Annotated in this window: 30 protein-coding genes; 29 read left to right on the plus strand and 1 reads right to left on the minus strand. The window is 62.4% G+C overall.

What is annotated here, in order from left to right; genetic code table 11:
• Positions 1–2: 2 nt before the first annotated feature.
• Together ROSMUC_RS08215 and ROSMUC_RS08220 are read left to right on the plus strand one after the other, a co-directional pair.
• Positions 3–293: a hypothetical protein gene (locus ROSMUC_RS08215; protein WP_037271576.1), complete on the plus strand. Its 291-nt coding sequence runs from the start codon at positions 3–5 to the stop codon at positions 291–293.
• Positions 290–1,867 carry an AMP-binding protein gene (locus ROSMUC_RS08220; protein WP_037271578.1) on the plus strand — a complete coding sequence of 526 codons (1,578 nt, stop codon included), beginning with the start codon at positions 290–292 and terminating at the stop codon, positions 1,865–1,867. The genes ROSMUC_RS08215 and ROSMUC_RS08220 overlap by 4 nt, the downstream gene beginning before the upstream one ends.
• A 71-nt stretch (positions 1,868–1,938) precedes the next feature.
• Here ROSMUC_RS08220 and ROSMUC_RS08225 read toward each other — a convergent pair whose 3' ends face one another.
• The gene (locus tag ROSMUC_RS08225) at positions 1,939–2,550 is read right to left on the minus strand and encodes an OmpW/AlkL family protein (protein WP_037271580.1); all 612 of its coding nucleotides are present in this window, start codon (positions 2,548–2,550) and stop codon (positions 1,939–1,941) included.
• Positions 2,551–2,687: 137 nt separating this feature from the next.
• On the opposite strand from ROSMUC_RS08225, the gene ROSMUC_RS08230 reads away from it, so the two are divergent.
• The 27 genes from ROSMUC_RS08230 (at position 2,688) to nuoK (ending at position 23,724) form a co-directional block, all read left to right on the plus strand.
• Positions 2,688–4,292: a carboxyl transferase domain-containing protein gene (locus ROSMUC_RS08230; protein ID WP_037271992.1), complete on the plus strand. Its 1,605-nt coding sequence runs from the start codon at positions 2,688–2,690 to the stop codon at positions 4,290–4,292.
• Positions 4,293–4,428: 136 nt separating this feature from the next.
• The gene (locus tag ROSMUC_RS08235) at positions 4,429–4,896 is read left to right on the plus strand and encodes a thermonuclease family protein (protein ID WP_052115291.1); all 468 of its coding nucleotides are present in this window, start codon (positions 4,429–4,431) and stop codon (positions 4,894–4,896) included.
• A 69-nt stretch (positions 4,897–4,965) separates the two neighbouring features.
• Positions 4,966–6,906 carry an acetyl/propionyl/methylcrotonyl-CoA carboxylase subunit alpha gene (locus ROSMUC_RS08240; protein ID WP_037271583.1) on the plus strand — a complete coding sequence of 647 codons (1,941 nt, stop codon included), beginning with the start codon at positions 4,966–4,968 and terminating at the stop codon, positions 6,904–6,906.
• Positions 6,903–7,562, plus strand: coding sequence for a glutathione S-transferase family protein (locus ROSMUC_RS08245; RefSeq protein ID WP_037271586.1), 660 nt, complete (start codon positions 6,903–6,905; stop codon positions 7,560–7,562). The genes ROSMUC_RS08240 and ROSMUC_RS08245 overlap by 4 nt, the downstream gene beginning before the upstream one ends.
• Positions 7,562–8,413: a hydroxymethylglutaryl-CoA lyase gene (locus ROSMUC_RS08250; protein WP_037271588.1), complete on the plus strand. Its 852-nt coding sequence runs from the start codon at positions 7,562–7,564 to the stop codon at positions 8,411–8,413. Before ROSMUC_RS08245 ends, ROSMUC_RS08250 begins: the two co-directional genes overlap by 1 nt.
• The gene (locus ROSMUC_RS08255) at positions 8,410–8,913 is read left to right on the plus strand and encodes a DUF6653 family protein (protein WP_037271590.1); all 504 of its coding nucleotides are present in this window, start codon (positions 8,410–8,412) and stop codon (positions 8,911–8,913) included. The genes ROSMUC_RS08250 and ROSMUC_RS08255 overlap by 4 nt, the downstream gene beginning before the upstream one ends.
• Complete coding sequence (locus ROSMUC_RS08260) at positions 8,906–9,688, plus strand: crotonase/enoyl-CoA hydratase family protein (RefSeq protein WP_037271592.1); 783 nt, start codon at positions 8,906–8,908, stop codon at positions 9,686–9,688. The genes ROSMUC_RS08255 and ROSMUC_RS08260 overlap by 8 nt, the downstream gene beginning before the upstream one ends.
• Before the next feature lie 231 nt (positions 9,689–9,919).
• Entirely contained in the window at positions 9,920–10,285 is a 366-nt protein-coding gene (locus tag ROSMUC_RS08265; protein ID WP_037271593.1) for an NADH-quinone oxidoreductase subunit A, read from the plus strand.
• Entirely contained in the window at positions 10,276–10,809 is a 534-nt protein-coding gene (locus ROSMUC_RS08270) for a NuoB/complex I 20 kDa subunit family protein (RefSeq protein ID WP_008281002.1), read from the plus strand. The genes ROSMUC_RS08265 and ROSMUC_RS08270 overlap by 10 nt, the downstream gene beginning before the upstream one ends.
• Positions 10,806–11,408, plus strand: a complete 603-nt coding sequence (locus tag ROSMUC_RS08275; protein ID WP_037271594.1) for an NADH-quinone oxidoreductase subunit C — start codon at positions 10,806–10,808, stop codon at positions 11,406–11,408. The genes ROSMUC_RS08270 and ROSMUC_RS08275 overlap by 4 nt, the downstream gene beginning before the upstream one ends.
• Positions 11,408–12,628, plus strand: a complete 1,221-nt coding sequence (locus tag ROSMUC_RS08280; RefSeq protein WP_037271595.1) for an NADH-quinone oxidoreductase subunit D — start codon at positions 11,408–11,410, stop codon at positions 12,626–12,628. Before ROSMUC_RS08275 ends, ROSMUC_RS08280 begins: the two co-directional genes overlap by 1 nt.
• Positions 12,628–12,990 (plus strand): hypothetical protein, encoded by a 363-nt coding sequence (locus ROSMUC_RS08285; protein WP_037271596.1) that lies wholly within the window; start codon positions 12,628–12,630, stop codon positions 12,988–12,990. Before ROSMUC_RS08280 ends, ROSMUC_RS08285 begins: the two co-directional genes overlap by 1 nt.
• On the plus strand, positions 12,987–13,739 hold the full coding sequence (locus ROSMUC_RS08290; RefSeq protein WP_102105899.1) for a hypothetical protein: 753 nt from the start codon (positions 12,987–12,989) through the stop codon (positions 13,737–13,739). Before ROSMUC_RS08285 ends, ROSMUC_RS08290 begins: the two co-directional genes overlap by 4 nt.
• On the plus strand, positions 13,736–14,017 hold the full coding sequence (locus ROSMUC_RS08295; RefSeq protein WP_037271601.1) for a hypothetical protein: 282 nt from the start codon (positions 13,736–13,738) through the stop codon (positions 14,015–14,017). Before ROSMUC_RS08290 ends, ROSMUC_RS08295 begins: the two co-directional genes overlap by 4 nt.
• 2 nt (positions 14,018–14,019) lie before the next feature.
• The gene (locus ROSMUC_RS08300) at positions 14,020–15,210 is read left to right on the plus strand and encodes an NADH-quinone oxidoreductase subunit E (protein WP_037271604.1); all 1,191 of its coding nucleotides are present in this window, start codon (positions 14,020–14,022) and stop codon (positions 15,208–15,210) included.
• Positions 15,211–15,245: 35 nt separating this feature from the next.
• A complete protein-coding gene (locus ROSMUC_RS08305) occupies positions 15,246–15,920 on the plus strand; it encodes an NADH-quinone oxidoreductase subunit E (RefSeq protein ID WP_037271606.1) in 675 nt (224 codons plus the stop codon).
• A complete protein-coding gene (locus ROSMUC_RS08310; protein WP_037271609.1) occupies positions 15,917–16,156 on the plus strand; it encodes a DUF5337 domain-containing protein in 240 nt (79 codons plus the stop codon). Before ROSMUC_RS08305 ends, ROSMUC_RS08310 begins: the two co-directional genes overlap by 4 nt.
• Before the next feature lie 4 nt (positions 16,157–16,160).
• Complete coding sequence (gene nuoF / locus ROSMUC_RS08315) at positions 16,161–17,456, plus strand: NADH-quinone oxidoreductase subunit NuoF (RefSeq protein ID WP_037271622.1); 1,296 nt, start codon at positions 16,161–16,163, stop codon at positions 17,454–17,456.
• Positions 17,453–17,806: a hypothetical protein gene (locus ROSMUC_RS08320; RefSeq protein ID WP_037271625.1), complete on the plus strand. Its 354-nt coding sequence runs from the start codon at positions 17,453–17,455 to the stop codon at positions 17,804–17,806. Before nuoF ends, ROSMUC_RS08320 begins: the two co-directional genes overlap by 4 nt.
• Before the next feature lie 124 nt (positions 17,807–17,930).
• Positions 17,931–18,341 (plus strand): DUF5333 domain-containing protein, encoded by a 411-nt coding sequence (locus ROSMUC_RS08325; protein WP_037271627.1) that lies wholly within the window; start codon positions 17,931–17,933, stop codon positions 18,339–18,341.
• A gap of 6 nt (positions 18,342–18,347) precedes the next feature.
• Positions 18,348–20,336: an NADH-quinone oxidoreductase subunit NuoG gene (gene nuoG / locus ROSMUC_RS08330; protein ID WP_037271630.1), complete on the plus strand. Its 1,989-nt coding sequence runs from the start codon at positions 18,348–18,350 to the stop codon at positions 20,334–20,336.
• Positions 20,337–20,338: 2 nt separating this feature from the next.
• Positions 20,339–20,722 (plus strand): lipoprotein, encoded by a 384-nt coding sequence (locus ROSMUC_RS08335; protein ID WP_037271633.1) that lies wholly within the window; start codon positions 20,339–20,341, stop codon positions 20,720–20,722.
• A 7-nt stretch (positions 20,723–20,729) separates the two neighbouring features.
• Positions 20,730–21,767, plus strand: coding sequence for an NADH-quinone oxidoreductase subunit NuoH (gene nuoH, locus ROSMUC_RS08340; protein WP_037271635.1), 1,038 nt, complete (start codon positions 20,730–20,732; stop codon positions 21,765–21,767).
• Positions 21,768–21,770: 3 nt separating this feature from the next.
• On the plus strand, positions 21,771–22,265 hold the full coding sequence (gene nuoI / locus ROSMUC_RS08345) for an NADH-quinone oxidoreductase subunit NuoI (protein WP_037271638.1): 495 nt from the start codon (positions 21,771–21,773) through the stop codon (positions 22,263–22,265).
• Complete coding sequence (locus ROSMUC_RS08350) at positions 22,262–22,675, plus strand: carboxymuconolactone decarboxylase family protein (protein WP_037271640.1); 414 nt, start codon at positions 22,262–22,264, stop codon at positions 22,673–22,675. Before nuoI ends, ROSMUC_RS08350 begins: the two co-directional genes overlap by 4 nt.
• Positions 22,672–23,280 (plus strand): NADH-quinone oxidoreductase subunit J, encoded by a 609-nt coding sequence (locus ROSMUC_RS08355; RefSeq protein ID WP_037271642.1) that lies wholly within the window; start codon positions 22,672–22,674, stop codon positions 23,278–23,280. The genes ROSMUC_RS08350 and ROSMUC_RS08355 overlap by 4 nt, the downstream gene beginning before the upstream one ends.
• Positions 23,281–23,418: 138 nt before the next feature.
• Positions 23,419–23,724 (plus strand): NADH-quinone oxidoreductase subunit NuoK, encoded by a 306-nt coding sequence (nuoK, locus tag ROSMUC_RS08360; protein ID WP_037271644.1) that lies wholly within the window; start codon positions 23,419–23,421, stop codon positions 23,722–23,724.
• The last annotated feature ends 3 nt before the right edge of the window (positions 23,725–23,727 follow it).

Raw genomic sequence — 23,727 nt, forward strand, 5'->3', positions numbered from 1 at the left:
CCATGCCGCGCCGCCTCTTGTTCTTGCCGGTGCTGGCACTGATCGCGGCGGTGGCCGGTATCGGCCTGTTGCTGGGCGGACGGGCGGTGCTGACGACCGAGACAGAGGTGATCGAGCGCGTCGCGTCGCGGTATCTTGCGGATGCAGGGCAAGGGGCGCTGCGCAGCGATTGCGCGGCGCGCCCTGCGACAAGCGCTGATCTGTGGCTAGTGGTGGTCTGCGGGCGCTATGAGTATTTCGTCGATGCCTATGGGCGGGTGGCGCATGTGAATGTGGCAGGGGCCGCGTCATGAGCGGGATGCGCCCCTTGCTGCGGTCTGCGCCTTATGACGCGCTTTATGCCGGGTTTCGCTGGGATATTCCGGCGCGGCTGAACATGGCGGCGCAGGTGTGCGATGTCTGGGCCAAGGCAGAGCCTGGGCGTGTGGCGATCATCGACCTCTCGGGTGAGGGGTCGCGCGATGTGACTTATGGCGCGCTGCTGGCCATGGCGGATGGGCTGGCGCATGGTCTGGTCGCGCGCGGTGTGCGGCGGGGCGACCGGGTGGGCGTGCTGCGCAGTCAAGGCGCGTGGTGCGCGGCGGCGCATATCGCCATCTGGAAGATCGGCGCGATTTCGATCCCTCTTTTCAAGCTCTTCAAACAAGATGCATTGACCAGCCGGGTGGGCGATGCCGGGGCAAAGGTGGTTGTGACCGATGCCGAGGGGGCCGCGATGCTGGAGGCCCTGCCGGAGGTGACGGCGCTGATCCCCGAAGACGAGACATTGCCCGTAGGAGGCTTCGCGACAGCGGAAACCGGGGCTGAAGAGCCTGCGGTGTTGATCTACACCAGCGGCACCACGGGCAGCCCCAAAGGCGCGCTGCATGCGCATCGGGTTCTGACCGGGCATTTGCCCGGCGTCGAGATGAGCCATGATTTTCTGGGGCAGCCGGGGGATTGCCTGTGGACGCCGGCGGATTGGGCGTGGATCGGGGGGCTGTTTGACGTTCTGATGCCGGGGCTGGCGATCGGCGTGCCGGTGGTGGCCGCGCGGATGGCAAAGTTCTCGCCCGAGGAATGCGGCAGGATCATCGCGCAAGGCGCTGTCAGGAATGTGTTTTTCCCACCCACCGCGCTGCGGATGCTCAAGGCGGCAGATGCGCGCATGGAGGGTTTGCGCAGCGTGGCCAGTGGTGGCGAGCCGCTGGGCGCAGAAATGCTCGACTGGGGGCGGCGCGCCTTTGGCGTGACGATCAATGAATTCTATGGGCAGACCGAGTGCAACATGGTGGGCACGTCCTGTGCCGCGCTCTATCCGCCGGTGCCGGGCAGTCTGGGTCGGGCGGTGCCGGGGCATGATGTGGCGGTGATTGATGCCAAGGGCCGCGTCACGGAGGGCGAGGGTGAGATTGCGGTGCGGCGCGGGTCAGCCTCGATGATGCTGGAATACTGGGGGCGCCCCCGCGAGACGGCGGAGAAATTCTGTGGCGATTGGCTGCTCACGGGCGACCGGGGGGTGATCGAGGGTGGGCATATCCGCTTTGTCGGGCGCGAGGATGACGTGATCACGAGCGCGGGCTACCGCATCGGCCCGGCAGAGATCGAGGATTGCCTGCTGACCCACCCGGCGGTGGCGACAGTGGGCGTGGTGGGCAAGCCGGATGCCCTGCGTACCGAGATCGTCAAAGCCTATGTGGTGTTGAAGGCCGGGCAGGTGCCGTCAGAGGCGCTGGCAGGTGCATTGCAGGCGCATGTCAAGGCGCGGCTCGCGGGCTATTCCTATCCGCGCGAGATCGCCTTTCTCGACGCGCTGCCGATGACCGTCACCGGCAAGGTGATCCGCAAGGAGCTCAAGGCGCGGGCTGCGGCAGAGGGGCAGGCATGATGTGTTTCATCCATGAAAAAAGGGCTGGCGCGATGGCCAGCCCTCAGCGTCCGATCCGATTTGGGAGGGGATCAGAATTTCATCACATAGGCGACGTTGAAGACCCACGGGTCGATCTTGACCTTGCCGATCTGCGCGCCGCCAACTTTGACGTCGGTTTCGATGTCGATGTAACGCACGTCAAGGCGCACAGCGGATTTTTCGCTGATGGCGTAATCGGCACCGGCATGCAGCGCGAGACCCCAAGAGTCGTCGAGATCAAGCGAGACACCGGCGAGCGGGCCTTTGCCCTTTTCATCGAAGAAGTAGGTGTAGTTGATGCCGACGCCGACAAACGGGGTGAAGGCGCTGGAATTGGTGAAGTGGTACTGCAGCGAGAGGGTCGGCGGCAGGTGCTTGGTCTCGCCAACCTGACCGGCACCGGCCAGATCCACGTCATGCTCGAAGGGCAGCGACGCCAGAAGCTCGACACCGACGTTCTTGGCGATGAAATATTCCAAGGTGATCGTCGGGCTGAGCGCGCCATCGGCGCTGACGCGACCCACGGCGGTCGTCGTGGCGCTATCGGGTTCGATCCAGCCGAGACCGAGGCCGAGCAGGAAATCGCCTTTTTCCTGAGCGAGGGCAGGAACTGCTGCAGAAGCAAGCAGGGCCGAAAGGGTGAGGGCGTTAAAATGTTTCATGGTCTGTCCACTCTTGTTCTTACAAGGCGGGGTATGCGCCGATCCGACTCGGAAAACTTTGATATGGGTCAAATTGCCCGACGGCCGCAACGATGCGGCAAATATACAACAACTGTGCCAAGACGAGGAGCGCGTTCATGCGTCTGACATCATCTGTTCTGACAGGGTCCGAGGCGTTCAAGGCCAATCGGGCCGGGCATCTGGAGGCGCTGCGCGTGGTGCGCGAGGCCGCAGATTGGGCGGCAGCGGGGGGCGGCGATCAGGCGCGTGAGCGGCATGTATCGCGTGGCAAGATGCTGCCGCGTGACCGGGTGGCGGGGTTGCTCGATCCGGGCAGCCCGTTTCTGGAGGTGGGGGCCACGGCGGCGCATGGGCTTTATGATGGCGCGGCCCCCTGTGCCGGGGTGATCGCGGGCGTGGGGCGCGTGATGGGGCGTGATTGCATGGTGGTGTGCAACGACGCCACCGTCAAAGGCGGCACCTATTATCCCATGACGGTCAAGAAACACCTGCGCGCGCAGGAGATCGCCGAGGAGTGTCATCTGCCCTGCATCTACCTGGTGGATAGCGGCGGCGCGAACCTGCCCAATCAGGATGAGGTGTTCCCGGACCGCGATCATTTCGGGCGGATTTTCTACAATCAGGCGCGGATGAGCGCCAAGGGCATCGCACAGATTGCCGTGGTGATGGGGAGCTGCACCGCAGGCGGTGCCTATGTGCCCGCGATGAGCGATGTCACAATCATCGTGCGCGATCAGGGGACGATCTTTTTGGCAGGGCCGCCATTGGTCAAGGCCGCGACGGGCGAGGTTGTCAGCGCCGAGGATCTGGGCGGCGGAGATGTGCATACGCGCCTGTCGGGTGTCGCGGATTATCTGGCCGAGGATGACGGGCATGCGCTGGCCCTGGCGCGGCGTGCCGTGGGGTCTTTGGGCGGTGGGTTGGCACCCACCCTACGGTGGGAGACACCCGAGGAGCCGGCCTATGATCCCGAGGAGCTTTTGGGCGTGGTGCCCGCCGATCTGCGCACGCCCTACGACATTCGCGAGGTGATCGCGCGGGTTGTCGATGGCTCGCGGCTGGATGAGTTCAAGGCGCGGTTCGGCGAGACGCTGGTGACGGGTTTTGCCCATATCAAGGGCTGTCCGGTGGGGATCATCGCCAATAACGGCGTCCTATTTTCTGAGGCCGCGCAAAAGGGCGCGCATTTCGTTGAGCTCTGCAGTCAACGCAAGGTGCCGCTGATTTTTCTTCAGAACATCACCGGTTTCATGGTGGGCCGCAAATACGAGAATGAGGGCATCGCGCGGCATGGGGCCAAGATGGTGACGGCGGTGGCGACAACCTCTGTGCCCAAGATCACGATGGTGGTGGGGGGCTCCTTTGGCGCAGGCAATTACGGCATGGCGGGGCGCGCCTATCAACCGCGCTTCATGTGGTCCTGGCCCAACAGCCGGATTTCGGTGATGGGGGGAGAGCAGGCGGCGGGGGTGCTGGCCACGGTCAAGCGTGACGCCATCGAGCGCAAGGGCGGCAGCTGGTCGGCCGAGGACGAGGCCGAGTTCAAACGCCCCACGGTCGAGATGTTCGAGCGGCAGTCGCACCCGCTCTATGCCTCTGCCCGGCTCTGGGATGACGGGATTGTGGACCCCCGCAAGAGCCGCGATGTTCTGGCGCTGTCGCTGCGCGCGGCCCTCAACGCCCCGGTGGAAGAGACGCGCTTTGGCGTGTTTCGGATGTGAGGGGGCTATGCGCAAGGGAAAGCTTATCCATTTCTACAGAGGTGCGCGCCGACATCCAAAATGGGACCTTGGAACGCCCCCAAATCCGCGCGGCCGCTCGCCATTGCACCCTGCGCGACGCAGGTGGCGTGATAGAGTGGCCGATCCCACGTTGTATCTGCGCGGAGTTGTGGTGGCCGGGTTGGTTGCTTTTGTCGGTTTGCCGATCGGGGCAGATATTGTGACCACGGCGCGCATTGGCGCGATGACGGTTTTGGGGGCTAAGAGCCCCGGCTGTCGATTGGCTGGTGTGACCGATGGCGACACGGTTCGGCTGTATTGCGCGAGTAGAGGGCTCATTTCTGCTCGGCTTATTGGGTTCGACACGCCGGAATTGTTCTCGGCAAAATGCGCGTCTGAATTCAGGGACGCTTTGCGCGCGAAATGGGGGCTGAGATGGATGTTGATGACTTCTCAGGACGTGAAATTCGTGCGCGAGGGAACCGATGACTATGGGCGCGCTCTGGTTTTTGCCTCGGCGGACGGTGTTCCGGTGGCGCGTGCCATGATCGAGTCCGGGTTGGCGCGGCCCTATGATGGCGGGGCGAGGCTGGGATGGTGCTGAGAGGACGCAATATGGGACGAGCCGTGGAATTTGAGTATTTGAAGAACGATGAACGCGGGGGCGTGGGCCATGTTTGAACGTATCCTGATCGCGAACCGGGGCGAGATTGCCTGCCGGATCATGCGCACAGCTCGGGCGATGGGCGTCGAGGTGGTGGCTGTTTACTCCGATGCCGACCGGGGTGCCGCGCATGTGGCGCTGGCCGACCGGGCGGTGTGGATTGGCGGGGCGGCCCCGTCTGAAAGTTATCTGAGGGGCGATGCGATCATCGCGGCAGCGCTTGAGACGGGGGCAGAGGCCATTCATCCCGGCTATGGGTTCCTGAGCGAAAACCCCGATTTCGTCGAGGCGGTTGAGGCGGCGGGGTTGGTCTTTATCGGACCCTCGGCGCGGGCCATACGTGCGATGGGGCTCAAGGATGCCGCGAAAGTGCTGATGGAAAAGGCGGGCGTGCCGGTGGTGCCGGGGTATCATGGCGCGAACCAGGACCCTGAGCATCTGGCGGGCGCGGCGGAGGCGATTGGCTATCCGGTGCTGATCAAGGCCGTGGCGGGCGGCGGCGGCAAGGGGATGCGTCTGGTGGAGCAGCCCGAGCGCTTTGCCGAGGCGCTGGAGAGTGCGCAGGGCGAGGCGCGCACGGCCTTTGGCAATGCTGCCGTGCTGATCGAGAAATATATCCAGAAGCCCCGGCACATCGAGGTGCAGGTTTTTGGCGATGGCACGCGGGCCGTGCATCTTTTTGAACGCGATTGCTCGCTCCAGCGCCGGCATCAGAAGGTGATCGAAGAGGCCCCGGCCCCCGGCATGACGCCCGAGGTGCGTGCCGCCATGGGGCAGGCGGCGGTGCGCGCGGCGGAGGCGATTGGCTATGCGGGGGCGGGCACGATCGAATTCATCGTCGATGGCTCTGAGGGGCTGCGCGCTGATCGGTTCTGGTTCATGGAGATGAACACGCGCCTTCAGGTCGAGCATCCGGTCACGGAGGCCATCACCGGCGTCGATCTGGTGGAGTGGCAATTGCGCGTGGCGGCGGGCGAAGGTCTGCCGGCGCGTCAGGAGGATCTGACGATCAACGGACATGCCTTTGAGGCGCGGCTCTATGCCGAGGATGTGCCCAAAGGGTTTCTGCCGGCCACGGGAACGCTCTCGCATCTGGCGTTTCCGGGAATCGCCCGCGCCGATAGTGGTGTACGGGCTGGCGACGAGATCAGTCCCTGGTACGATCCGATGATCGCCAAGGTGATCACCCATGGTCCGACGCGCGCCGTGGCGCTCCGGCGACTGGCGGCGGCGCTGGAGGGGACAGAGGTCGCCGGAACGGTGACGAATCTCGGGTTTCTGGGGGCGTTGGCGCGGCACGCGGGATTCGCGGCTGGCGAGGTGGACACCGGGTTGATCGCGCGCGACCTCGAAGCGCTGGTGGAGGTGCCCGAGGCGGGGCCGCGTGAGGTGGCTTTGGCGGCGCTGGCGGGTCTGGATCTTCTTGGGGACATGCAGCCTGATGCGGGCTTTGTCCTGTGGTCGCCGCTGGAGCGCGAGGTGCGGCTCATCCATGGCGGCGCGGAAATTTCTGTTCGCCAGGTGACACTGGGTGCGGACGCCCATGATCTGCGGGTGGGTGACGCGGTGATCGCGGCGCGGCGCGTGGATGGGCGCTGGCGGCTGGATGGGCAACCTGCGCCCGGCGTCGCCGTTGATGGCAACCGAATCACGGTTTTTGCCCGCTATGGGCTGACGTTTGATCTGGTTGACCCTCTGGCGCGGGAAGGCGCCGCGGGAGGCGATGCCACCTTGATCGAGGCGCCGATGCCGGGATTGGTCAAGGCGGTCTATGCCGCGCCGGGGCAGGCGGTGGCCAAGGGCGACCGGCTGGCGGTGCTTGAGGCGATGAAGATGGAGCATAGCCTTCTGGCGGCGCGCGACGGGGTTGTGGCCGAAGTGCTGGTCGCCGCGGGCGATCAGGTGAGCGCCGGTGCGGCGCTGGTGCGGTTGGAGGAGGAGAGCGCATGATCCGGCTGCATCATGTGCCGCTGGCGCGGTCGCTGCGCGTCATGTGGCTGTTGGAGGAGTTGGGGCTGGACTATGAGGTCGCGTATTATTCGATCCGCGATGGATCGATGCGCAGCCCGGAGTTTCTGGCCTTGTCGCCAGCCGGACGCGTGCCGGTGCTGGAGCATCAGGGCGCGGTGTGGTTCGAGAGTGGGGCGATTGTGCAGCTCTTGTGCGAGACCTACCCGGAGGCCGGATTGCTGCCTGAACCCGGCAGCCCCGAGCGGGCGCGCGCGCTTGAGGTGTTTGCCTACGCCGAAACGGTGGGGTGCCTCTTGGAAAATCTCAACCTCAACCAGGTGTTCCTGCGCCCGCCCGCACAGCCATCCGCGGCGGTGATCAAGCTGCTGAACGCGCGGCTGCGCGCGAGCCTTGCGGCGATGGAGGCGCGGATGGACGGCGAGTATCTCTTGCCTTCCGGGTTTTCGGCGGCGGATGTGATGTTTGCCTATGGGTTTGAATTGGCGCGGTATTACGTCGATCTGGACACCTATCCGCGCCTTATGGCCTATTGGGCGCGGTTGCGCGCGCGGCCTGCCTATATTCGGGCCAAGGCGCGGGATGGAGAGCAGGATATCTATATCCAGGAGTTTTATCCGGTGCCGGAGGGGGCGTGATGGGCGAGCGTGTCGAGATTTTCGAGGTGGGTCCGCGCGACGGGTTGCAGAACGAGGCGCGGCACATTTCCACGCGGGACAAGATCGCGCTTGTGGATTGCCTGAGCGGCGCAGGATTCTCGCGGATCGAAGTGGCGAGTTTCGTGAGCCCCAAATGGGTGCCGCAGATGGCCGACAGCGCCGAGGTTCTGCGTGGTATCCAGCGCGCGGCGGGGGTGCGGTATGCCGCTCTGACACCGAATATGCGTGGGCTGAGTGACGCGCTCGATGCGGGGGCGGATGAGGTGGCTGTGTTTGGCTCTGCCTCTGAGGGGTTTTCACGCGCCAATATCAACGCCTCGATCGAGGAGAGCCTTGCGCGGTTCGCGCCGGTGATGGAGGCGGCGGGGGCAGAGGGGCTGCGCGTGCGCGGCTATGTGTCTTGCGTGGTCGAATGCCCTTATGACGGGCCGGTGGCCCCGGCCGAGGTGGCGCGGGTGGCCGAGGCGCTCTGGGCCATGGGCTGTTACGAGATCAGCCTTGGCGATACCATCGGACGGGGAAAGCCGGAAGCGGTTGCCGCAATGCTGGCGGCGGTTCGGGACGTGGTGCCGGTCGGGCGATTGGCGGGGCATTTCCACGACACGTCGGGTCACGCGCTCGACAATATCGAGGTGGCGCTGGCGCAGGGCGTGCGGGTCTTCGATGCCGCCGTGGGTGGCTTGGGGGGCTGCCCCTATGCGCCGGGCGCGGCGGGCAATGTGGCGACAGAGGCGGTGAATGCGCGCCTCAGCACGCTTGGCTATGAGACCGGGCTGGATGCCGGCGTGCTGGCGCGGGCGGCAGATATGGCGCGGGCGATGCGGGGATGAGCGGCATCTACCGGGTTGCCGAACGTGCGATGGGGATGAACGGCGCCACTTGGGCGCGTCATGCTAATCCGTGGTCGGTCTACACCCGTTTCACGATGCTGCCGCTTCTTGCTCTCGCGATCTGGTCCAGGGTCTGGGTCGGCGGTTGGGCCTGGGCGGGATTGCTCGCCGTGATGATCTGGGTTTGGGTCAATCCGCGCGCGTTCCCGCCGCCTGCGTCGCTGGACAACTGGGCCTCGCGCGGGGTGTTGGGGGAACGGGTGTTTCTGAAACGCCCCGACGAGGTCGCCGCCCATCACCGGCATTGGGCAGCACTTTTATCGGCGGCATCGCTGCCCGGAGCTCTGATCATGGCGGTTGGCCTGTGGCGGCTCGATGCGGTGTGGACGGTGTTCGGCACGATCCTGATGATGGTGCCGAAGATCTGGTTCGTGGATCGCATGAACTGGGTCTATGCGGATTGGTTGCGGCAAACAGGCAAGGAGCTGGGCAATGTTTGAAACCATCAGACTCGAGACCGACGCGCGCGGAGTGGCGACCCTCACGCTTGCGCGAGAGGAAAAGCACAACGCCATGTCGGCGCAGATGATTGCCGAATTACACAGGGCCGCCGAGGCGTTGGGCGCGGATGCGGGGGTGCGCGTGGTCGTGCTGGCGGCGCAGGGCAAGACATTCTGCGCGGGTGGCGATCTGGGCTGGATGCGGGAGCAGTTCGAGGCGGAGCCGGATGCGCGTGGGCGGGAGGCGGCCAAGCTGGCGCAGATGCTGCACGCGCTCGATACCCTACCCAAGCCGTTGATCGGGCGGGTGCAGGGCAATGCCTTTGGCGGGGGTATCGGCCTGATGAGTGTCTGCGACGTGGCGATTGGCGCGGATCATGCGCTGATGGCGCTGACCGAGACGCGGTTGGGCCTGATCCCGGCCACCATCGGCCCCTATGTGGTGGCGCGGATGGGTGCGGCAAGGGCGCGGCGCGTGTTCATGTCCGGGCGCAGGTTCGATGCTGCCGAGGCGGTGCAGCTTGGATTGCTGGCCCGCGCTGTGCCCGAGGGCGATCTGGATGCCGCGGTTGAGGCCGAGGTCGCGCCCTATCTGGAGTGTGCACCGGGGGCAGTGGGGCAGGCCAAGGCGCTGGTGCGGGCGCTTGGGCCACGTATTGACGAGGACACGATTGCCATGACCATCGCGGCGCTGACGACCTGTTGGGAGGGGGCGGAAGCGCGCGAAGGCATCGGTGCCTTTTTCGAGCGGCGCACGCCGCGTTGGCAGGGCTGAGACCCGCCTGAGTCGCGCGCATTTGCCGCGTTGCGGCGTGTAAGGTGCCGGGGGGACGTGCGAATTGCGTCCCATACAGCATACCGTCGTATGCAAAACATGAAAATCCGGTGTTTGGGGGGGCCAAACCTGCGCGCGCTCGGTTGACCCCTGCACGGGGCGGGTTTAAACCCGGCATAGTCATGCAGCCATCTTGATGCGCCGATCCATGCGCATGAAAGGAGCCACCTCGTGGAAGAGATGCTGAGGGAATACCTTCCCATCCTCGTTTTCCTGGCCGTTGCCATAGGATTGGGCCTTGTTCTTATCCTTGCCGCTGTCGTTCTTGCCGTGCGCAACCCCGATCCTGAAAAGGTCAGCGCGTATGAATGTGGCTTTAACGCCTTTGACGACGCGCGGATGAAGTTCGATGTGCGATTCTATCTCGTGTCGATCTTGTTCATCATCTTCGATCTCGAAATCGCGCTGCTCTTTCCGTGGGCCGTGGCCTTTCAGGATCTGAGCATGGCGTCGTTCTGGTCGATGATGGTGTTTCTGGCCGTTCTGACCGCCGGCTTCGCCTATGAGTGGCGCAAAGGAGCGATGGAATGGCAGTGATGACGGGGGCCCATACCGCAGGGCCGGATCGCGAAGTGGCGACGCAGGCGCTGAACGCCGAGTTGCAGGACAAGGGATTCCTGCTGACCTCGACCGAGGATATCATCAATTGGGCGCGCACCGGGTCCTTGCACTGGATGACCTTTGGTCTGGCGTGCTGTGCGGTCGAGATGATGCATACCGCGATGCCGCGCTATGATGTGGAGCGGTTCGGCTTTGCCCCGCGCGCCAGCCCTCGTCAATCCGACGTGATGATCGTGGCCGGCACGCTGACCAACAAGATGGCGCCCGCGCTGCGCAAGGTCTATGACCAGATGCCCGAGCCGCGCTATGTGATCTCGATGGGGTCCTGCGCCAATGGCGGGGGCTATTATCACTACAGTTATTCGGTCGTGCGCGGCTGTGACCGGATCGTGCCGGTCGATATCTATGTGCCGGGCTGCCCGCCGACCGCCGAGGCGTTGGTCTATGGCATCCTGCAATTGCAACGCAAGATTCGCCGCACGGGGACGATTGTCAGATGAGCGCTTCTCTCAAGGAACTGGGCGGCTATATCGAGCATAAGCGCGGTGATTGCGTGCTGGGCTGGGACGTGGCCTTTGGCGAATTGACGGTGGATGTGGCACTGAACCATATCGCGGGGTTGGCGGAGTTTCTGAAAACCGATCAAAACTGCGCCTTTTCCACGCTGGTTGATATTACCGCGGTGGATTACCCGGATCGGGCCAAGCGGTTCGACGTGGTCTATCATTTCCTCAGCATGTATCAGAACCATCGCATTCGTCTGCGTGTGTCAGTGCGCGAAGAGGATATGGTGCCCTCGATTACCGAGGCCTATCCGGCGGCCAACTGGTTCGAGCGTGAAGTGTTCGATATGTTTGGCATCCTCTTTTCGGGTCATCCCGACCTGCGCCGTATTCTGACCGATTACGGGTTTCGCGGTCATCCGCTGCGCAAGGATTTCCCGACCACGGGCTATACCGAGGTGCGCTATGATGAGGTGCAAAAGCGCGTGGTTTATGAGCCTGTGAGCCTTGTGCAGGAATATCGGCAGTTCGATTTCATGAGCCCTTGGGAGGGTGCCGAATACATCCTGCCGGGTGATGAGAAGGGGGCGAAGTGATGGACGGCACCAAAGGTTTCGATGACGCCCTGACCGGCGAGCAGAAAATCCGCAATTTCAACATCAACTTTGGCCCGCAACACCCTGCGGCGCATGGTGTTTTGCGTCTGGTGTTGGAACTGGACGGGGAATTGGTGGAACGCTGCGATCCGCATATTGGCCTACTGCATCGCGGCACCGAAAAGTTGATGGAGAGCCGCACCTATCTGCAAAACCTGCCTTATTTTGACCGGCTGGATTATGTGGCGCCGATGAACCAGGAACATGCGTGGTGTCTGGCCATTGAAAGGCTGACCGGCGTCGAGGTGCCGCGCCGTGCGAGCCTCATTCGGGTTCTTTACTGCGAGATTGGCCGCATTCTGAACCACCTCCTGAACGTCACCACGCAGGCGATGGACGTGGGCGCGCTCACGCCGCCGCTCTGGGGCTTTGAAGAGCGTGAAAAGCTGATGGTGTTTTACGAGCGGGCCTGTGGCGCGCGTCTGCATGCGGCTTATTTTCGTCCAGGCGGTGTCCATCAGGACATGCCGCCCGAGTTGATCGACGACATCGAGACCTGGGCCAACGAATTCCCGAGTGTGCTGGATGACATCGACGGTCTCTTGACTGAGAATCGGATCTTCAAGCAGCGCAACGCCGATATCGGCGTGATCAGTCAGCAAGAGGCGCTCGACTGGGGCTTTAGCGGTGTGATGGTGCGCGGTTCTGGCATGGCCTGGGATTTGCGCCGGTCGCAGCCCTATGAATGCTATGACGAGTTCGATTTCCTTGTGCCCGTCGGCAAGAATGGCGATTGCTATGATCGCTACCTGTGCCGGATGGAGGAAATGCGCCAATCTCTCCGTATCATCCATCAGGCGATTGCCAAGCTGCGCGCGCCCGAGGGCCAAGGCGATATTCTGGCGCGGGGCAAGATCACCCCACCGAAGCGCGGCGAGATGAAACGCTCGATGGAAGCGCTGATTCATCACTTCAAGCTCTATACCGAAGGGTTCCACGTGCCAGCAGGCGAGGTTTACGCCGCGGTCGAGGCCCCCAAGGGGGAGTTTGGTGTTTACCTTGTAGCGGATGGCACCAATCGGCCTTATCGCGCCAAGCTGCGCGCGCCGGGGTTCCTGCATTTGCAGGCGATGGATCATGTCGCCAAGGGGCATCAACTGGCCGATGTGGCGGCGATCATCGGGACGATGGATGTCGTCTTTGGGGAGATTGACCGGTAATGAGCTGGGCAAGCCTTGCCATAGCGCTTTCGGGCGCGGGGGTGCTGGTGACGGGGGCTTTGGCCGCCCTTTTCCTGCGCGACCCGGTGGCGGGCATGGTGGCCACGGGCCATCGCGCCGAGCAATTGCCGCAAGTCATGGCCAATCGCTATGTCGCGATGCTGGTGCTTGCGTTGGGCGCGACCCTCTATGGGGATCTGAAGGCGATTGCGCTGCTCTTTGCAGCCTTTTCCTATATGGCCTTTCACGATGCCTGGATTTACGCGCGAGCGGGGCAAGCAGTGGGCAAGCATATCGGCGCAGGCGTTGCCGCGCTGATCGTGGTTCTAGTGGCGAGTTTGGCGATGGGGCAGGCTGGATGAGGGGTTTGGTTACACTGGTGCTTTGTGCCTTGCCGGTCATGGCCCAAGCGCAAGCTGTGTCCTCGGAACGGATCGAGGAATTTGTGGGAGTCATGGCGCAGTATGGCTGTCGCATGTCGCCCTATCAGGCCGACAAGGTGATGCCCGAGGCAGGATTCGCCGACAAGGACGAGACCAAGGCCATCACTGAGCAGCTGGTTAGCGAAGAGCGCGCGCGCATCCTCGATGGGCAGCTTGTGGTCTTTGGCGGTGTCTGTGGTGGCAAGCTGGATTATTCGGGGCGCGAACGCTTCTTTGCTGCGATTGCCGACAATAATTGTGTGATGACCATCGACGAGGCCAAGCTCTTGTTGCCGCGTGTGGGCGTTGAGATGACCGAGGTCCAGCTCTTGATGGACAAGATGGAGCGGATGGCGGAAATCCGTGTGTCTGCGGATCAAAAGGCGGTATTTCTGGAGCCGAGCCTGTGCGAGAAATTCAAGGGCCTGTCGGCGGATATGATCGCCAGCAACCCCGAGATCACCGCGCCGCAACGTGGGCCCGACGAGCTGCGTGCCGATTTCATCGCTTACATGAAAAGCGCTGGGTGTCGTCTGAGCCGGGCAGAGGCCGATAGCCAATTGCCGGCGGCCGGGTTTACCACCAAGGAATTACGCCCGGTCATTGGCAAGATGTTGCAAGAGGGAGAGGCGGTGATGAACACCGCGGATGACTCGCTCTCGCTTTCAGAAGAGGTGTGTTCGCAATGATCACCGTACGGATTGCGGCACTGGCCGCGTTTGGTTTTCTTGCAGGCTGTGCCCTGCCGCCCGAAGGTGTGGGCCAAGAGGGCATCGCGCGCTATGATGCGGCGGCAAAGTCGCTGGGATGCCAGCTTGTGACCGAGCCCGACTATCTGGCCGCTGAGATCCAGACCGGGCTGAAGCGGCAGCAACTGCTGGATATAACCGCCTATAAACTGTCCTCGGGCGGAGCCGTTCGGCTGCCTGATGGGGGCGTGAAACTGACTACAGGAGCCTGTGCCTGAGAATGCTACGTCGCCTTTATCATCAACAGCCCGAGAGCTTTGCCTTTAGCCCCGCCAATCAGGCCTGGGCCGAGGGGCAGATCAGCAAATATCCCGAGGGACGTCAGGCCAGCGCGATCATCCCGCTCTTGTGGCGGGCTCAAGAGCAAGAGGGCTGGTTGAGCCGTCCGGCGATCGAGCATGTGGCGGACATGCTGGGCATGGATTACATCCGCGCTCTGGAAGTGGCGACATTCTATTTCATGTTCCAGTTGCAGCCGGTTGGCAGTGTGGCGCATTTCCAGATTTGCGGCACGACGACCTGCATGATCTGTGGTGCCGAGGATCTGATTGCGGTCTGCAAGGACAAGATCGCGCCCAAGGCGTTTGAATTGTCGGCGGATGGCAAGTTTTCCTGGGAAGAGGTTGAATGTCTGGGCGCATGCGCCAATGCCCCCATGGCGCAGATCGGCAAGGATTATTACGAAGATCTGACCGCCGCGCGGTTCGCGGAGATCATCGACGAGTTGGCGGCAGGCAAGGTGCCGGTGCCGGGGCCGCAGAATGGTCGTTATGCCGCTGAGCCGAAATCGGGGCTGACCAGCCTGCAGGAGTTCGACAGCGGTCGCGCGCAGTATAACGCCAGCGCGCAGGCGGCGGTGGATATCGGCGACACGGTCAAGCGGATTGACGGCACCGAGGTGCCGCTCTTGACGCCGTGGCGCGACAAGGGGGCGATGCATAAACCCGCCCCTTCGGCGGTTAAGCAGAACGCCGAGCCGGTGGCCATTGTGACCAAGGTGGCAGCGGGCACGCCCGCAGATGCGACCGGTGCGACCAAGGCCGAGGCGCAGGCCAAATCGACGGCGAAACCGGATGCGGAGCCGGCGGCCAAGCCCGCGAAAGCGGCAGCCGAGGCCGCACCCGGCAAAAAGCCCGAAGTGCTGAGCGCTGCGCGCGAGAGCGGTCCGGATGACCTCAAGATGATCAAGGGGGTTGGCCCAAAGTTGGAGCAGCTATTGCACAGCATGGGCTTTTACCACTTCGATCAGATCGCGAAATGGACGGAGGAAGAGATCAGTTGGGTCGATCAGAACCTTGAGGGTTTCAAGGGACGGGTCAGCCGGGACAACTGGGTTGAGCAGGCAAAGTTGCTGGCGGACGGCAAAGAGACGGAGTTCTCTGCCCGTGCCAAGAAAGGTGGCGTTTACTGAATACGCCTGTCTGAACACAACAGGGGGTTACTGTCATGTCTGATACGTCGAAACTGAGCACTTGCCAGATCATAAGCTGGGGCCTCGCGCTCTTGTCCGGGGTTCTGGTGGTCTGGTCCACAGCCGGAGCGGTCGGGGTCTTTGCCGCGTTGCTGTTGGGAGTGGCCTTTGCGGTGTTCTTTGGCCTCGTGATCTCGGGTCTGGTCTGCACCGGGTATCGCCCCGACGATCGCGGGATCGAGGCGCGCGATGTCGAGGCGACGTTGCGGGGCGTGACGGGGATCACCGGCTACAAGGCGCCGGATGTGGAGGACGAGGCGTCCGCGCCGGTATCCTCCCCGGTGGCAACCCCGGCGCAATCGGCGGCGGTTGTGTCTGAGGCGAAGACAGAGGCGGTGTACGAAGGCGCGGAATTGGGGACGAAGCCCGAAGCGCTCTCGGCCCCGCGGGGTGGAGCGGCGGATGACCTCAAGCAGATCAAGGGGGTGGGCCCCAAGCTTGAGGAGCTCTGTCACGCGTTGGGTTTTTACCACTTTGACCAGATCGCGGGATGGTCGGCGGCAGAGGTGGCTTGGGTGGACGAGAACCTCAAAGGGTTCAAAGGGCGGGTGAGCCGCGACAATTGGGTCGAGCAGGCCAAGACCCTCGCCGCTGGTGGCGAGACAGAGTTTTCCAAACGCGTCGCATCGGGCGGCGTTTACGAGGAATGATGCAAGCGATGCGCAGTCAGGACAAAGATCGGCTAATGGCACGCAAGGGCCGCACCGTGGGTGTGGTGATTGCGGCGACCATGCTGATCTGGATGGCTGCGCAATGGCTGGGCGCTCAGATGGGATGGCCGATCCGGTTCGTCTTTCTGTTCGATCTGGCCGCCATTGCCGCCTTTTTCTGGGCGTTGGTGGTGACTTATCAAATCTGGCGCATGCGCCGGGACAATCAGGGGTAGCGGAATGCTCAAGGACCAGGACCGTATCTTTACCAATCTCTACGGGATGCATGATCGCAGCCTCAAAGGTGCCTTGGCGCGTGGGCATTGGGATGGCACGGCCAAGATATTGCAGAATGGTCGCGATTGGATCGTGAACCAGATGAAGGCGAGCGGCCTGCGCGGTCGCGGCGGTGCGGGCTTTCCCACTGGTCTCAAATGGTCGTTCATGCCCAAGGAAAGCGACGGGCGGCCCAGCTATCTGGTGGTCAATGCCGATGAATCCGAGCCCGGTACCTGCAAGGACCGCGAGATCATGCGCCATGATCCGCATACACTGATCGAGGGCTGTCTGATCGCCAGCTTCGCGATGAACGCGCATGCGTGTTATATTTACATTCGCGGGGAATATATCCGCGAGAAAGAGGCGCTTCAGACCGCGATTGATGAGGCCTATGCGGCGGGGCTTGTGGGCAAGAACGCCTGCAAATCCGGCTGGGATTTCGATATTTACCTGCATCACGGGGCGGGCGCCTATATCTGCGGCGAGGAAACCGCGCTGCTTGAAAGCCTTGAGGGCAAGAAGGGCATGCCCCGGATGAAGCCGCCGTTTCCGGCGGGTGCGGGGCTCTATGGCTGTCCCACGACGGTGAATAACGTGGAATCGATTGCCGTGGTGCCGACCATCCTGCGGCGCGGGCCCGAGTGGTTTGCAGGCTTTGGCCGACCCAACAATTCGGGCACCAAGCTCTTTGCGATTTCAGGCCATGTGAACAACCCCTGCGTCGTCGAAGAGGCGATGTCGATCACCTTTGAAGAGTTGATCGAGAAACACTGTGGCGGTATTCGCGGCGGTTGGGATAACCTCAAGGCCGTCATTCCCGGGGGGTCTTCGGTGCCCTGTATTCGCGGTGAATTCATGCGCGAGGCGATCATGGATTTCGATTACCTGCGCGAGCAGCGGTCGGGTCTTGGCACGGCGGCGGTGATCGTGATGGACAAGTCGACTGACATGATCAAGGCGATCTGGCGTCTGTCGAAATTCTACAAGCATGAGAGCTGCGGTCAGTGCACGCCCTGTCGCGAGGGCACCGGCTGGATGATGCGGGTGATGGATCGTCTGGTGCGCGGCGAGGCCGAGGTCGAGGAAATCGACATGCTGCTCGACGTGACCAAGCAAGTCGAGGGCCACACGATCTGTGCGCTTGGCGATGCGGCGGCCTGGCCCATTCAGGGCCTCATCCGCAATTTCCGCGACGAGATCGAGGACCGGATCAAGGCCAAGCGCACTGGCCGCGTGAGCGCTGTGGCGGCGGAATGAGGGCGCTTGCATCATATCGCCGCGCGGGGCTGGTGCTGATCGCGTTGACTGTGCTGGCTGGTTGCGCCGAGCGCGAAGAGCGGGTGCTGTTCAACGGCAATTACTATCCCGGCAAGGCGCGAGCGGAAAAGCAGGATCGGCGTAATTTCACGGCTTCTGTGCGGCGGGCCGGGCGGGGCATCGAGGGGGCACAGCAGGCGGCGCTCTATGAGGCGACGCGCTATTGCCTGGACAATTTCGGCACCTCCGAAATTGCTTGGGTGGGTGTGCCCGAGGGGGACAAAGGGCCGGTCTATGCGCGGTCCGGGGATACGGTATCGGTAACGGGACGCTGCATCATATGGTCATAAACCGTTTCATATCAGGGGCTTGGCCCGCCTGCTATTGCATAGCAGGCGGCGTGGAACCCATCTGCGATGCAGATGGGCGAGCCACGATGGCCTGCCCCCGCACTGATATGAAAGGAATGATCCGATGCGTGTGATCCTGTCTTTTGTTCTGAGCCTTGGTTTGGGGGCCTCGGGTGGCGTGGCCTCGGCCAGCGCCGGGTCGTTGGCACAAGAGGCCGATATCAACCAGGGCCTGTTCTATATGGCTGTCGCGGATGAAATCCGCAAACGCTGCGGCGACATCTCGCCGCGTGTCTTTACCGCCCTTGCCTATATGCGCGCGCTCAAGGATGAGGCGCAGTCGCGCGGCTACACCGAAGACGAGATCGAGGCTTACATCTCGGACAAGGACGAAAAGCGCAAGATTCGCGGGCGCAGTGACGACTATATCCGGTCGCAGGGTGCCATGCCCAACGACGAGCCGAGCCTGTGCGATCTAGGTCGCGCCGAAATCGCAAAGCAGAGCCCGATCGGCAAGTTTCTGAAAGCAAAGTGAGATACCATGTCTGACCTACGCAAGATCATCATCGACGATCACGAGATCGAGGTCGAGGGCGCGATGACCCTGATCCAGGCCTGCGAGCAGGCCGGGGTCGAGGTGCCACGGTTCTGCTACCACGAGCGGTTGTCGATTGCCGGGAATTGCCGGATGTGTCTTGTTGAGGTCGTCGGCGGCCCGCCCAAGCCTGCGGCAAGCTGTGCGATGCAGGTCAAGGACCTGCGGCCCGGTCCGGACGGCACGCCGCCTGTGGTCAAGACCAACAGTCCGATGGTCAAGAAGGCCCGTGAGGGCGTGATGGAATTCCTGCTCATCAACCATCCGCTCGATTGCCCGATCTGCGATCAGGGCGGCGAGTGCGACTTGCAGGATCAGGCCATGGCCTATGGTGTGGATTTCAGCCGCTACCGCGAACCCAAGCGCGCGAGCGAGGATCTGGATCTTGGCCCCTTGGTCGAGACCCATATGACGCGCTGCATCTCTTGCACGCGCTGTGTGCGCTTCACCTCCGAGGTGGCTGGGATCATGCAGATGGGCCAGACCGGGCGCGGCGAGGATGCCGAGATCACCAGCTATCTGGGTCAGACGCTCGACAGCAATTTGCAGGGCAATATCATTGACCTGTGCCCGGTGGGTGCGCTTGTGAGCAAACCCTATGCCTTTACCGCGCGCCCTTGGGAATTGACCAAGACGGAAACCATCGACGTGATGGATGCGCTCGGGTCATCCATTCGTGTCGATTGCAAGGGGCGCGAGGTCATGCGCATCCTGCCGCGTAACCATGACGGCGTGAACGAGGAGTGGATTTCGGACAAGACGCGCTTTGTCTGGGATGGGTTGCGGCGGCAGCGTCTGGACCGGCCCTATATCCGCGAGAACGACAAGCTGCGCGTGGCCACATGGCCCGAGGCCCTGGCCAAGGTGGCGGAGGCGGTCAAGGGTGCCAAGAAGCTGGCGGGTCTTGTTGGCGATCTGGTTTCTGTCGAGGCGGCCTTTGCCCTCAAGGGGTTGATCGAAGGGCAGGGCGGGACTGTGGAATGCCGCACCGACAAGGCGCGGCTGCCTGTGGGCAACCGCAGCGGCTATGTCGGCAATGTCGCTATCGAGGATCTCGACACGGCCAGGAATGTGGTGCTGATCGGCACCGATCCGCGGGTTGAGGCACCGGTGCTCAATGCGCGTTTGCGTAAGGCGTGGATCAAGGGGGCCAACATCACGCTGGTCGGCCCAAAGGTCGATCTGACCTATGATTATACCCACGCGGGCACGGATCGTGCCGCCCTTGCGGGGCTGAGTGTGCCCGAGGATACGATTGTCATCGTCGGTATGGGCGCGCTGCGCGAGGCCGATGGCGCGGCGGTGTTGGCTGCTGCGATGGCGCTGTCCGGGCGAATGCTGGTGTTGCATACGGCGGCGGGCCGTGTGGGCGCGATGGATGTGGGCGCCGTAACCGAAGGCGGGCTAGATGCCGCGATTGAGGGTGCGGATGTTATATACAACCTCGGTGCGGACGAGGTCGAGATCGCGGCGGGACCCTTCGTGATCTATCAGGGTAGCCATGGAGATCGTGGTGCGCACCGGGCCGATGTGATCCTGCCGGGGGCAGCCTATACCGAGGAGCAGGGCCTGTTCGTCAACACCGAAGGCCGCCCGCAACTTGCGCTGCGTGCAGGGTTCGCGCCGGGTGAAGCCAAGGAAAACTGGGCGATCCTGCGCGCGCTCTCTGGGGAAATGGGCGCTGTGTTGCCTTATGACAGCATCGCCCAGTTGCGTCAGGCGCTGGTCAAGGCGGTGCCGCATCTGAAGAAGGTGGATCAGGTTCCCGAGAATGACTGGCAGCCACTGGAAAAAGACGCGCTTGGCAAGGCCGATTTCCGGCTTGCACTTGCGGATTTCTACCTGACCAATCCGATTGCCCGTGCAAGCGAGCTGATGGCGGAACTGAGCGCCAATGCCAAGGCGCGCGGTGCGCAGCCGATGGCGGCAGAGTGAGGATGGTCATGGCCGTCATATCGCCTCTGGCGCTTGGGCTGGCGGGCTGTGCGGACAGCACGGCACCCGTGCCCTTTGCGCCCGAGTATCGCGGGATCGAGACGCGGCTTCTGGATGGGGATCTGGTGAATTTCCACGTCAGCATGCGTGGCGCGCGTGATCCTGGCGACGTAGAGCGATATGCCGAATGTGCCGCTGCGCAATATGCGCTGATCCGGGGTTACGGATTTGCGCGTCACCTGCGCACAAGTGTCTCGGAAGAGGCTGGCATCTGGCAGGGCGATGCGGTTTATACGATCTCGGCGGCCTTGCCCCGGGGGCTACTGACAATCGACGCTGAAGTCGTCGCCGCAAACTGTGCGGAAAACGGAATACCGATGGTGTGAGGACCTGATGGCTGAATTCTTTACAACCCCGCTGGGAACCTTTGTGATCATCCTGGCGCAATGCCTCGCGGTGGTGGGCTTTGTCATGGTCTCGCTCTTGTTCCTCGTCTATGGCGACCGCAAGATCTGGGCCGCCGTGCAGATGCGCCGGGGCCCCAATGTGGTGGGCACCTGGGGCCTTTTGCAGACCGTGGCAGACGCGCTGAAATACGTGGTCAAGGAGGTCGTCGTGCCGGCGGGGGCCGACAAGGCGGTGTTCATGCTGGCCCCGATGACGAGTTTCGTGCTGGCGGTGCTGGCCTGGGCCGTGATCCCGATGAACGACGGCTGGGTTTTGTCGGATATCAACGTGGCGGTCCTCTTTGTTTTTGCCGTGTCCTCGCTTGAGGTCTATGGCGTGATCATGGGGGGCTGGGCGTCGAACTCGAAATACCCGTTCCTGGGGTCGTTGCGTTCGGCGGCGCAGATGATTTCCTATGAGGTGTCTCTGGGTTTGATCATCATTGGCGTGATCATTTCCACGGGTTCTCTCAATTTCAGTGCCATCGTTGGCGCTCAGGACACCGCCTATGGGTTCTTTGGCTGGTACTGGCTGCCGCATCTGCCGATGGTGTTCCTGTTCTTTATCAGCGCCTTGGCCGAAACGAACCGCCCGCCCTTTGACCTGCCAGAGGCCGAGTCGGAACTGGTGGCGGGCTATCAGGTGGAATATTCCTCGACTCCGTTCCTCTTGTTCATGGCGGGGGAATATATCGCGATTTTCCTGATGTGTGCGCTGATGAGCCTCTTGTTCTTTGGCGGCTGGCTCTCGCCCATTCCCGGGCTGCCGGATGGCGTGCTGTGGATGATCGCCAAGATGGCGTTCTTCTTCTTCCTCTTCGCCATGGTCAAGGCGATCACGCCGCGCTACCGCTACGATCAGCTGATGCGGATCGGTTGGAAAGTGTTTTTGCCCATGTCCTTGGGCTGGGTAGTGATCGTAGCGTTTCTTGCGAAATTCGAAGTGCTGGGCGGCTTTTGGGCCCGCTGGGCGATTGGAGGCTGATCCATGACCAAGATTGATTACGGACGCGCGGCGGGGTATTTCCTGCTCTCCGACTTCTTCAAAGGGTTCAAGCTGGGGCTGAAATACTTTTTCGCGCCCAAGGCCACTGTGAATTATCCGCATGAAAAAGGCCCGCTTTCGGTGCGGTTCCGGGGCGAACATGCGTTGCGCCGCTACCCCAATGGCGAAGAACGCTGTATCGCGTGCAAGCTCTGCGAGGCGATCTGCCCGGCGCAGGCAATCACGATTGATGCGGAACCCCGAGACGACGGCAGCCGCCGCACCACGCGCTATGACATCGACATGACGAAATGCATCTATTGCGGCTTCTGTCAGGAAGCCTGTCCCGTGGATGCCATCGTCGAGGGGCCGAATTTCGAGTTCGCCACCGAAACCCGCGAAGAATTGTTCTATGACAAAGCGCGGCTTTTGGCCAATGGCGACCGTTGGGAGGCCGAAATTGCCCGCAACCTCGAGATGGATGCACCCTACCGATGAGCGATCCCACCAACCCCTTCGAGATGATGATGCGTCAGGCGCAGGAAATGGCCAAGGCGCTCAACCCGGCGCTTGAATCCTTTTCGCCCAAAGGGTTCGAGACCCTCTGGCCGACCATGCCCAAGGATTTCATGGAAATGAGCTTTGGCAAGGGGTTGAACAAGGAGGGGCTGGATGCCAAGACGCGCCTGCTCTTGACGCTTGCGGGGTTGACCATGCTGGGCGCACAGAGCGACACGCAAATCCGCATGACCGTGCGCCATGCACTTGAGGCCGGGGCGACCCGCGATGAGATTGCCGAGACCATCGCACAGATGGCGATGTTCGCCGGTATCCCCTCGATGACGCGCGCCATGGATTTCGCCCGAGAGGTCATGGACCAAGGCGACAAGGAAGGAAAAGACAAATGACGTTTGCGGCCATGGCCTTTTATCTCTTTGCAGTGTCGCTCTTGACCGGCGGGTTGATGACGGTTGTCAGCCGCAACCCGGTGCATTCGGTGCTGTGGCTGATCCTGTCCTTTATCAGCGCAGCGGGGCTGTTCGTGCTGTTGGGGGCCGAGTTTGTGGCGATGCTGCTCATCATCGTTTACGTGGGCGCGGTTGCGGTGCTTTTCCTCTTCGTGGTGATGATGCTTGATGTAGATTTCGCCGAGTTGAAGGCGGAAATGGCGAAATACATGCCGCTGGCGCTGTTGATCGGGGTCATCCTGCTCATGCAATTCGGGTTGGCGTTCGGCAATTGGCAGATGGCGGATGGGGCTGAGGCCGCGCGCCGCGCGGTGACGCCCGACGGGGTCGAGAATACCGCCGCCTTGGGGCTGTTGCTCTATGACACCTATTTCATACTGTTCCAGCTTTCGGGTCTGATCCTGCTGGTTGCCATGATTGGCGCGATTGTTCTGACGCTGCGGCACCGGACGGATGTCAAGCGACAGGATGTGCTGGCGCAGATGTATCGCGACCCAGCCAAGGCGATGGAGCTCAGGGATGTGAAGCCGGGGCAGGGGCTCTGATGGCGGACCTGCTGCATCACGCGGTCTCTGCCGTCGGGCTGGCGGGGTTAGCCGCGATTTGGAGTGTTAAGATGCTGCTGGGCGCGTACGTCCTGCGCATCGTGAAAAGAAGAAGATTGAGGGTCAGAGGGTGAAACGATGATCGGACTTGAACATTATCTGACGGTGGCCGCAGCGCTGTTCGTCATCGGCATCTTTGGCCTCTTTCTGAACCGCAAGAATGTCATCATCCTGTTGATGTCTATCGAACTTATGCTGCTTTCGGTGAATATCAACCTTGTGGCGTTTTCGGCGCATCTGGGGGACATGGTAGGGCAAGTGTTCACGCTCTTTGTGCTGACCGTCGCTGCCGCAGAGGCCGCCATCGGCCTCGCAATTCTTGTCTGTTTCTTCCGCAATCGCGGCACGATCGCCGTCGAAGACGCCAATGTGATGAAAGGCTGAAGC

The sequence above is a fragment of the Roseovarius mucosus DSM 17069 genome (genome assembly GCF_000768555.3).
Lineage (GTDB): Bacteria > Pseudomonadota > Alphaproteobacteria > Rhodobacterales > Rhodobacteraceae > Roseovarius > Roseovarius mucosus.

Bases quoted from the DNA above. Each gene is read 5' to 3' on its own strand.
- ROSMUC_RS08335 (WP_037271633.1), top strand. From the start codon at position 20,339: ATGGTCATGGCCGTCATATCGCCTCTGGCGCTTGGGCTGGCGGGCTGT.
- ROSMUC_RS08355 (WP_037271642.1), top strand. From the start codon at position 22,672: ATGACGTTTGCGGCCATGGCCTTTTATCTCTTTGCAGTGTCGCTCTTG.
- ROSMUC_RS08350 (WP_037271640.1), top strand. From the start codon at position 22,262: ATGAGCGATCCCACCAACCCCTTCGAGATGATGATGCGTCAGGCGCAG.
- ROSMUC_RS08275 (WP_037271594.1), top strand. From the start codon at position 10,806: ATGAGCGCTTCTCTCAAGGAACTGGGCGGCTATATCGAGCATAAGCGC.
- ROSMUC_RS08240 (WP_037271583.1), top strand. From the start codon at position 4,966: ATGTTTGAACGTATCCTGATCGCGAACCGGGGCGAGATTGCCTGCCGG.
- ROSMUC_RS08280 (WP_037271595.1), top strand. From the start codon at position 11,408: ATGGACGGCACCAAAGGTTTCGATGACGCCCTGACCGGCGAGCAGAAA.
- nuoK (WP_037271644.1), top strand. From the start codon at position 23,419: ATGATCGGACTTGAACATTATCTGACGGTGGCCGCAGCGCTGTTCGTC.
- ROSMUC_RS08325 (WP_037271627.1), top strand. From the start codon at position 17,931: ATGCGTGTGATCCTGTCTTTTGTTCTGAGCCTTGGTTTGGGGGCCTCG.
- ROSMUC_RS08270 (WP_008281002.1), top strand. From the start codon at position 10,276: ATGGCAGTGATGACGGGGGCCCATACCGCAGGGCCGGATCGCGAAGTG.
- ROSMUC_RS08295 (WP_037271601.1), top strand. From the start codon at position 13,736: ATGATCACCGTACGGATTGCGGCACTGGCCGCGTTTGGTTTTCTTGCA.
- ROSMUC_RS08215 (WP_037271576.1), top strand. From the start codon at position 3: ATGCCGCGCCGCCTCTTGTTCTTGCCGGTGCTGGCACTGATCGCGGCG.
- ROSMUC_RS08320 (WP_037271625.1), top strand. From the start codon at position 17,453: ATGAGGGCGCTTGCATCATATCGCCGCGCGGGGCTGGTGCTGATCGCG.
- ROSMUC_RS08260 (WP_037271592.1), top strand. From the start codon at position 8,906: ATGTTTGAAACCATCAGACTCGAGACCGACGCGCGCGGAGTGGCGACC.
- nuoF (WP_037271622.1), top strand. From the start codon at position 16,161: ATGCTCAAGGACCAGGACCGTATCTTTACCAATCTCTACGGGATGCAT.
- ROSMUC_RS08255 (WP_037271590.1), top strand. From the start codon at position 8,410: ATGAGCGGCATCTACCGGGTTGCCGAACGTGCGATGGGGATGAACGGC.
- ROSMUC_RS08250 (WP_037271588.1), top strand. From the start codon at position 7,562: ATGGGCGAGCGTGTCGAGATTTTCGAGGTGGGTCCGCGCGACGGGTTG.
- nuoG (WP_037271630.1), top strand. From the start codon at position 18,348: ATGTCTGACCTACGCAAGATCATCATCGACGATCACGAGATCGAGGTC.
- ROSMUC_RS08290 (WP_102105899.1), top strand. From the start codon at position 12,987: ATGAGGGGTTTGGTTACACTGGTGCTTTGTGCCTTGCCGGTCATGGCC.
- ROSMUC_RS08300 (WP_037271604.1), top strand. From the start codon at position 14,020: ATGCTACGTCGCCTTTATCATCAACAGCCCGAGAGCTTTGCCTTTAGC.
- ROSMUC_RS08225 (WP_037271580.1), bottom strand. From the start codon at position 2,550: ATGAAACATTTTAACGCCCTCACCCTTTCGGCCCTGCTTGCTTCTGCA.
- ROSMUC_RS08230 (WP_037271992.1), top strand. From the start codon at position 2,688: ATGCGTCTGACATCATCTGTTCTGACAGGGTCCGAGGCGTTCAAGGCC.
- nuoH (WP_037271635.1), top strand. From the start codon at position 20,730: ATGGCTGAATTCTTTACAACCCCGCTGGGAACCTTTGTGATCATCCTG.
- nuoI (WP_037271638.1), top strand. From the start codon at position 21,771: ATGACCAAGATTGATTACGGACGCGCGGCGGGGTATTTCCTGCTCTCC.
- ROSMUC_RS08285 (WP_037271596.1), top strand. From the start codon at position 12,628: ATGAGCTGGGCAAGCCTTGCCATAGCGCTTTCGGGCGCGGGGGTGCTG.
- ROSMUC_RS08245 (WP_037271586.1), top strand. From the start codon at position 6,903: ATGATCCGGCTGCATCATGTGCCGCTGGCGCGGTCGCTGCGCGTCATG.
- ROSMUC_RS08310 (WP_037271609.1), top strand. From the start codon at position 15,917: ATGATGCAAGCGATGCGCAGTCAGGACAAAGATCGGCTAATGGCACGC.
- ROSMUC_RS08220 (WP_037271578.1), top strand. From the start codon at position 290: ATGAGCGGGATGCGCCCCTTGCTGCGGTCTGCGCCTTATGACGCGCTT.
- ROSMUC_RS08305 (WP_037271606.1), top strand. From the start codon at position 15,246: ATGTCTGATACGTCGAAACTGAGCACTTGCCAGATCATAAGCTGGGGC.